Origin of the sequence: Metallosphaera yellowstonensis MK1, assembly GCF_000243315.1 — an archaeon.
Lineage (GTDB): Archaea > Thermoproteota > Thermoprotei_A > Sulfolobales > Sulfolobaceae > Metallosphaera > Metallosphaera yellowstonensis.
This window is the reverse complement of sequence record NZ_JH597770.1, coordinates 1543-7050: the sequence shown is the minus strand read 5'-3', so window position 1 is coordinate 7050 and position 5508 is coordinate 1543. Positions and strand designations below refer to the sequence as shown.

At 46.3% G+C, this 5508-nt stretch carries 8 protein-coding genes; all 8 read left to right on the top strand.

Translation table 11 applies throughout. From position 1 onward, the window contains the following. Positions 1-698: 698 nt before the first annotated feature. A complete protein-coding gene (gene sso10a / locus METMK1DRAFT_RS10730) occupies positions 699-1025 on the top strand; it encodes an Sso10a family chromatin protein (RefSeq protein ID WP_009073982.1) in 327 nt (108 codons plus the stop codon). Between the two features lie 331 nt (positions 1026-1356). After that, complete coding sequence (locus METMK1DRAFT_RS15730; protein WP_155812422.1) at positions 1357-1545, top strand: hypothetical protein; 189 nt, start codon at positions 1357-1359, stop codon at positions 1543-1545. Continuing rightward, the gene (locus METMK1DRAFT_RS19535; RefSeq protein ID WP_281034115.1) at positions 1542-1670 is read left to right on the top strand and encodes a hypothetical protein; all 129 of its coding nucleotides are present in this window, start codon (positions 1542-1544) and stop codon (positions 1668-1670) included. Before METMK1DRAFT_RS15730 ends, METMK1DRAFT_RS19535 begins: the two co-directional genes overlap by 4 nt. Beyond that, positions 1654-1848 carry a hypothetical protein gene (locus METMK1DRAFT_RS15725; RefSeq protein ID WP_009073979.1) on the top strand — a complete coding sequence of 65 codons (195 nt, stop codon included), beginning with the start codon at positions 1654-1656 and terminating at the stop codon, positions 1846-1848. Before METMK1DRAFT_RS19535 ends, METMK1DRAFT_RS15725 begins: the two co-directional genes overlap by 17 nt. 433 nt (positions 1849-2281) lie before the next feature. Next, positions 2282-3406 carry a glycosyltransferase family 2 protein gene (locus METMK1DRAFT_RS15720; protein ID WP_009073977.1) on the top strand — a complete coding sequence of 375 codons (1125 nt, stop codon included), beginning with the start codon at positions 2282-2284 and terminating at the stop codon, positions 3404-3406. Positions 3407-3754: 348 nt separating this feature from the next. Next, positions 3755-4057, top strand: a complete 303-nt coding sequence (locus tag METMK1DRAFT_RS17805; protein ID WP_155812421.1) for a hypothetical protein — start codon at positions 3755-3757, stop codon at positions 4055-4057. A gap of 73 nt (positions 4058-4130) precedes the next feature. After that, entirely contained in the window at positions 4131-4574 is a 444-nt protein-coding gene (locus METMK1DRAFT_RS10715; protein ID WP_009073974.1) for a hypothetical protein, read from the top strand. 327 nt (positions 4575-4901) lie between these two features. Then, positions 4902-5508: DUF4322 domain-containing protein (locus METMK1DRAFT_RS10710; protein ID WP_009073969.1), on the top strand; the 607-nt coding region annotated here is incomplete at its 3' end.

Genomic DNA, 5508 nt, shown 5'->3' with positions numbered 1-5508 from the left:
ATGCGAATTGATTGCTTTCAAGTTCATCAGATCTTTATTCAATTATTTGCGAGCGGGACACTCTCTCGACGCCGCCCGAGGTCACGGGCGTCCTCATCGTACAGGTAGTTAGGATTTGGAACACGGTAAGACCTCCCGCTTGTCCCCCATTAATGTTACCAACAACATTGAGGATCATTCATTAGAGTATCATGTTGCGGAAACAAAATAAAATCACAAAGGAAACCTGAACGGTCCCTCAAAGACCGAGGGAAATTTTTTATTTACTTAAGAATTTCATTCATTATATGCAGATAATCAAAAGTTTAAATTACGTAGAATCTTTTATATTTCAGACTGAGGATAGATTAAATATTTTCACGATTAAATCGAGAAGATATAAATAGAGTCTATTTTATATAGGATTTATCATTATTAGTTTCCATCACAATGGAAACAACTCAGACAGTTCATCTGGTATCGATACATCTCCGGCTTCCTCATCCTTACAGATGACTAGGGCATTAACGATGGAGCCATAGAACTAGTGTGATATCTGACTGACAGCAGTTATGGGATTTTTCGTTAGGTATAGCCTTGAAGTCAAGGCGAAATCTAATAACTGCTGTGACTGATTTGCATATAAGACTGGCATCCTGTCAAGTTAACTCTGTTAACGCGAAACAATCTTTTTATACCCATCTCGTTTAATTTGTTGTATGGGGTCAGATAAAAAACGGGGAAAAATGGACATTTACTGTGACATACTCAGGGTATGTGAATCTGGATCCAATAAGACTAGGATAATGTATAAGGCCAACCTCAGCTATGAGCTGCTCAAAAGATATATGTGGGAACTGGAATCCAGTGGATTAATAATTGTATCAGGAAAAACTGTTAGACTTACCGAGAAGGGTAAGAGGGTACTTCTTTTGATTGCTAGAGCTAAATCGATAAGGAAGGAATTAGAAGAGGTGGAGCATACTATAAGTGAGTATGTGGGCAAAGATGTCGAGAAAATCAAGGCTACCAGTAATTATGGTTAGTCTAGAACTAGACTAGTACAGTAATATAATTTTTAGTTGTTGATTTGAGATAATTTGGTTAGGTTCCTGACATTAAGACAAATGACTTAATCCTTATTTTCTTTAATTTTATGTGAAATAAAGATTATTATTAAGCTGGATTAGAGTTGTGGAAGTTTGCTATCGAGAACTTATCGTGCGAGGACTACGAGAGTGTTAGGGTGAAGGAGTGAACCTCGTAGTCATCGCATAAGTGATATGTGTTGTACTGAGGAATTTGGGGGTTAGGCCCAGGGAGCATGCGTTGTTTAAGTTGTCCTTCGTCCTGGCTTAGTAGGCCCTGGGCGTGAGGGTGGAGTTGGGGGTCCCTCCAGGTGTACTACGTGAGGAGGGTCGGGTAGAGGGAGGGGAACGAGGACAGGCCCCACGTCCCTCGTGCTGTTCGGAGAGGGTCGTGAAGAACGGGTCCTCCAGGGGAAGGAAGTTCAAATGCAGGACGTGTGGAGGGTTCTACGACGCTGAGGGTCACAGGTTGGGGTGAGAGAGGATCCTGAAGTACGTGAGCAGGGTGAGCTTGAGGGCGATCTCGTGGATCTAGTTCCCCTGACCGCGGTCTACCTGGTTGAGGGGCAGGGGTCAGGGCCTACTGATGTTTGGTGGACTTAGCCGGAGCGCTCAAGGGGTCAAGGGGAAGGCCAGGATCTTCGACGAGCTCTGGACGTTCCTCAAGGTCAGGAGAGGTCAGGGGAGGAACGTGTGGGCCTCCCTCGTGGACTGGGTCCCCTTCTTCACGGTCGGGGACAGGGACTACGAGCTCTACCGGCTCCCGGTCACCCCCTGGTGACGTGAACTACTCCGACCAATACCAGGTCCACCAGCCTGGACAAGCACGTCACGGGCAAGGAGCACACCGCGGAGAGCTTCAACTCCCACCTCAGGTCGACTAGCCAGGCTCGCCAGGGACACCAAGGCCGTGACCAGGAGCTTAGCCCGCTCCAGTACAGCCTGGCCTTGACGATAGTCGGGAAGCCCCACGTCTTCGAGGACTTGAGCCCCCTGAACCGAACCTTCCTGGAAGGGGTTAAGATGATCCTGAAATCTATTATATAATATTACTAACTCATTTCGAGTAATAGCAGTTATGGGACTTTCCCATAAATATCGCCCTGTAATCGAGGCGAAATCTAACAACTGCTATCGAGTAAGATGACTGCATGAGAACACTACCTCTCTTCTAGATCCTCCCATTATTATCACTCAATGACAGACGTATTTCTATGTTAGCCTTTTCATCCTCAGATAAGGAATATAGCTTACCGACCACTGATAATATTATAGAAGCAGATTTGTTGATATCGGTTATAATACCTAACCATAATAGAAAGGAATTTCTTGTATCGGCTGTAGAGTCTGTGCTGGGCCAGAACTTCCCCAAAGCAGAATATGAGCTAATAGTCTCCACTAATAACGTAGAGCTTGACTCTTTTCTATCCACTAAGGGAATAAAGGTAATCCATGAACAAAGTGAGGCCATAGGCGCTAAAGTAGCCAAGGCGATCGAAGTTAGCGATGGGGAAATAATATGTTTCTTGGACGACGATGACCTATTTATGCCTCATAAATTAAAGGAGATCTATGAATTATTTAGCAAGAACGAGATCGACTATCATCATAACGACTCTATGATTATAAATAAAGCAGGTGATGTAATAGAGGAACGTTCTCCTTGGATGGCTCCTCTTCTTACTAGGCTAAGTACGGTCAATAAGGTCACCATCTTAAACAAAAAGGACTTCGTTAGATCTGCTGGTGCCCTCTACTCTCTTGTGGCATATAACAGTAGTTCAACTTCCTTAAGACGAGAGCTAATCATTCCATTATTAAATAAACTGTCGCAGATAAGGCTAGGCATAGACCTGTTTTACTTCTTTTCATCTCTATCGACCAAAAGAAAAATAGCTGTTGATGGAAGGATCTTAACAAAGTACAGAGTTCACGGAAAGAACTCGGCATCACCTGACCTTCTGAACTTTGACTCGTATATAGAGACTAAGTTGGAGTGGCTCATGAAAGTAATACAATCGAGAAGTTCTATGTTGGACATCATACCGCCTGATTTCATGGAAGTAAAAGATGATCAAAAAATGGAGATAATCACGGAGAAGCTCTTGGCCAAATCCATGCCAAGTTCTACAAATCTCAAAATATCTTTTAATGAATATCTTTATTATATAAAGAAATTTTTACAGATAAATATGAGAGGGAAGAGGCTCCCCATAAGGACTCTCATACCCTTCGCTCCTACCGTGCTGAAGAAGGCGATTTGGTACTCCACCTATAAATCGGACGTTAGGAGATATTATGGGGTGAAAAGAAAAGCCGGTGTTACCGTTAAATCATGACATTCGATTGGTATTCCTTAACACTACCACTTGTAAGTCTTAAGTCATTTTACTGTACAGACAAACCAAGAGTTCAATAGAGTGTCCCAATTGGAAATAATTGAATAAAGATGTGCTCAAGTAGACGACATGTTTATATGAAGTAAAATAGTTAAGTTATTCTGAATTTCCTCTCGGGAGAGGGAGGACGGTGATAATTAAAGGGGAGGGAGAGTCGTAATACATGATGACATGTGCAACCTCGGCACCACGACCTCCCGTTCCCCGCCCAACAGTTCTTCTGCATAAAATTCTTTTGAAGGCGGCGTACTCAACACCTTCGAGACTTTCGTCGTGGTGGACCAGCTCGTGTCGAGGGTGCTGATCGTCATGTCGTGTGGCAGTGCTCCCACAGGGACGTGCGGGGATATTACGACCACGACGAAGTGCTTCCTCGGTCAACCCAGTTCCAAGACGGAGGTACGGGAGGGCTTTGAGGCTGAGGGGCGAGGTGGGGGTCACTTCAGCAAGTACGTCAAGGAACTCGAGGGGAAGTTGAGTCGACTGGGGCCTTACCTCCCGAACATCTCGCTCCACGGCAGGGTCGGGAAATTTTGGGCTATGGACTCGTCGTGGAGGTCCCTTTCGGGGAGGGGAGCAGGGAGACGTTGAGGAAGGAGGCCCGGGTCAGCCTGAGGCAGGGGAGGAAGTTGGAGACCCTGTACTACTCGCCCCGCCTAATGAGGTGACGAGGAAGTCCCGGGGAGAGTTCACCAAGAAGAGGAGCTACTTCAAGTTCAAGGTGTTCGTAGTCACGTTGCCGACCCTGATACACAGAGTTCAGGTCGAGCTGGCCAACTTCCCTGACAACTGGGTCGACCTCACGTTGCCCGGCCACAAGGTCGTGGACAGAGGGTTCAGGGGGATGTCCTCCACCCGGCTCATCGAGTTCCCCTTCACGAGGCACGTGGAGTTCTTCAGTTTCCTGAGGAGGTACTGGAGGTCCTACGCCGTGAACAGGGACACGGTGGAGCTCTTCGTCCGCATCATGGCGCTGGTCCACAACTCCCTGATCTACACGTCCGTGCTGTCCAGAGTCCTGGAGGGGAGTTCAACTGACCTTGTCGTCCGAGGTAGTGCGGGCTCTGTTGGAAACTCCTTTTCCCCAGCCCTTTGTTATTTTATTTGACAATAATCTTTGATTCTATCGCTGGATTGAAAATATAATTCATCTCATATCTTTGGTTAACTATAATTACTGTTTCAGTCGAATTTGTTTATTCAATTATTCTCGTTTGTGACACTCTCCCGAGGAAGTGGAGGGGTACCTCCCAGTGGTATACCCCCTGGAGTCTCTCCCTCCTTCACGGTAGACCCAAAATCATATTATGAAAAATAATTCTGACAGAATAATATCGATTCATGGCAGATAACAGGATTTATAAGGGTATTAAGAATTCGGTTGAAGAAAGGTTTAAGGTGAGGGAGATGTGGTATTACCGTGTGGGAGATCGAGATGGTAACACCGGTACTCCCTCACCAAAACAACGTACAACAAATAGGATATAAATTACTTTCCATGCTGAACTTCAAGGGAAAGAGAGGGGAAGAGGTGGCGAGAACCCTCATCTCAGCGTGTTTATGGAACGATTCGGTGGAAAGTAAGTCGAGGGCGTATGGCGTGTCCCCACAGACCGTGAGGAATTACGTGGAGGAGCAAGGGGTGGAAGTGGTGGAAAAGCTGTTGGAAAGCGCCAGGAAGATATCCTTGAAGGTACTGAAGGGAGTCAAGGAGATAGACCTCTCAATAGACTGGACCACCAAGACGTGGTACGGGAGACAGGTGGAGGGGCTCGGGAGTTCGGAGGAAGGAAACTCTTGGAACTACGCAACTGCGACGACAAAGTTTGACGGGAAAGTGCTCCTACTGGCCTTCGTCACTCAAGTGAACGGGATGACCAAGGAAGAGATCGTGAAGGCCCTCGTGGAGCAAGTCGTCGCCATGGGGTTCAAGATAAGGTTGATAACTCTCGACGCGGGCTTCTACACTGTAGACGTGCTCAACTTCGTTTCGCAGTTCAAGTACGTAATTGCCGTCCCTGTTGGGGACGTGAAGGTCTACC

Coding starts and splice junctions, on each gene's coding strand:
- METMK1DRAFT_RS15725 (WP_009073979.1), top strand. CDS start 1,654: ATGTTTGGTGGACTTAGCCGGAGCGCTCAAGGGGTCAAGGGGAAGGCC.
- sso10a (WP_009073982.1), top strand. CDS start 699: ATGGGGTCAGATAAAAAACGGGGAAAAATGGACATTTACTGTGACATA.
- METMK1DRAFT_RS15720 (WP_009073977.1), top strand. CDS start 2,282: ATGTTAGCCTTTTCATCCTCAGATAAGGAATATAGCTTACCGACCACT.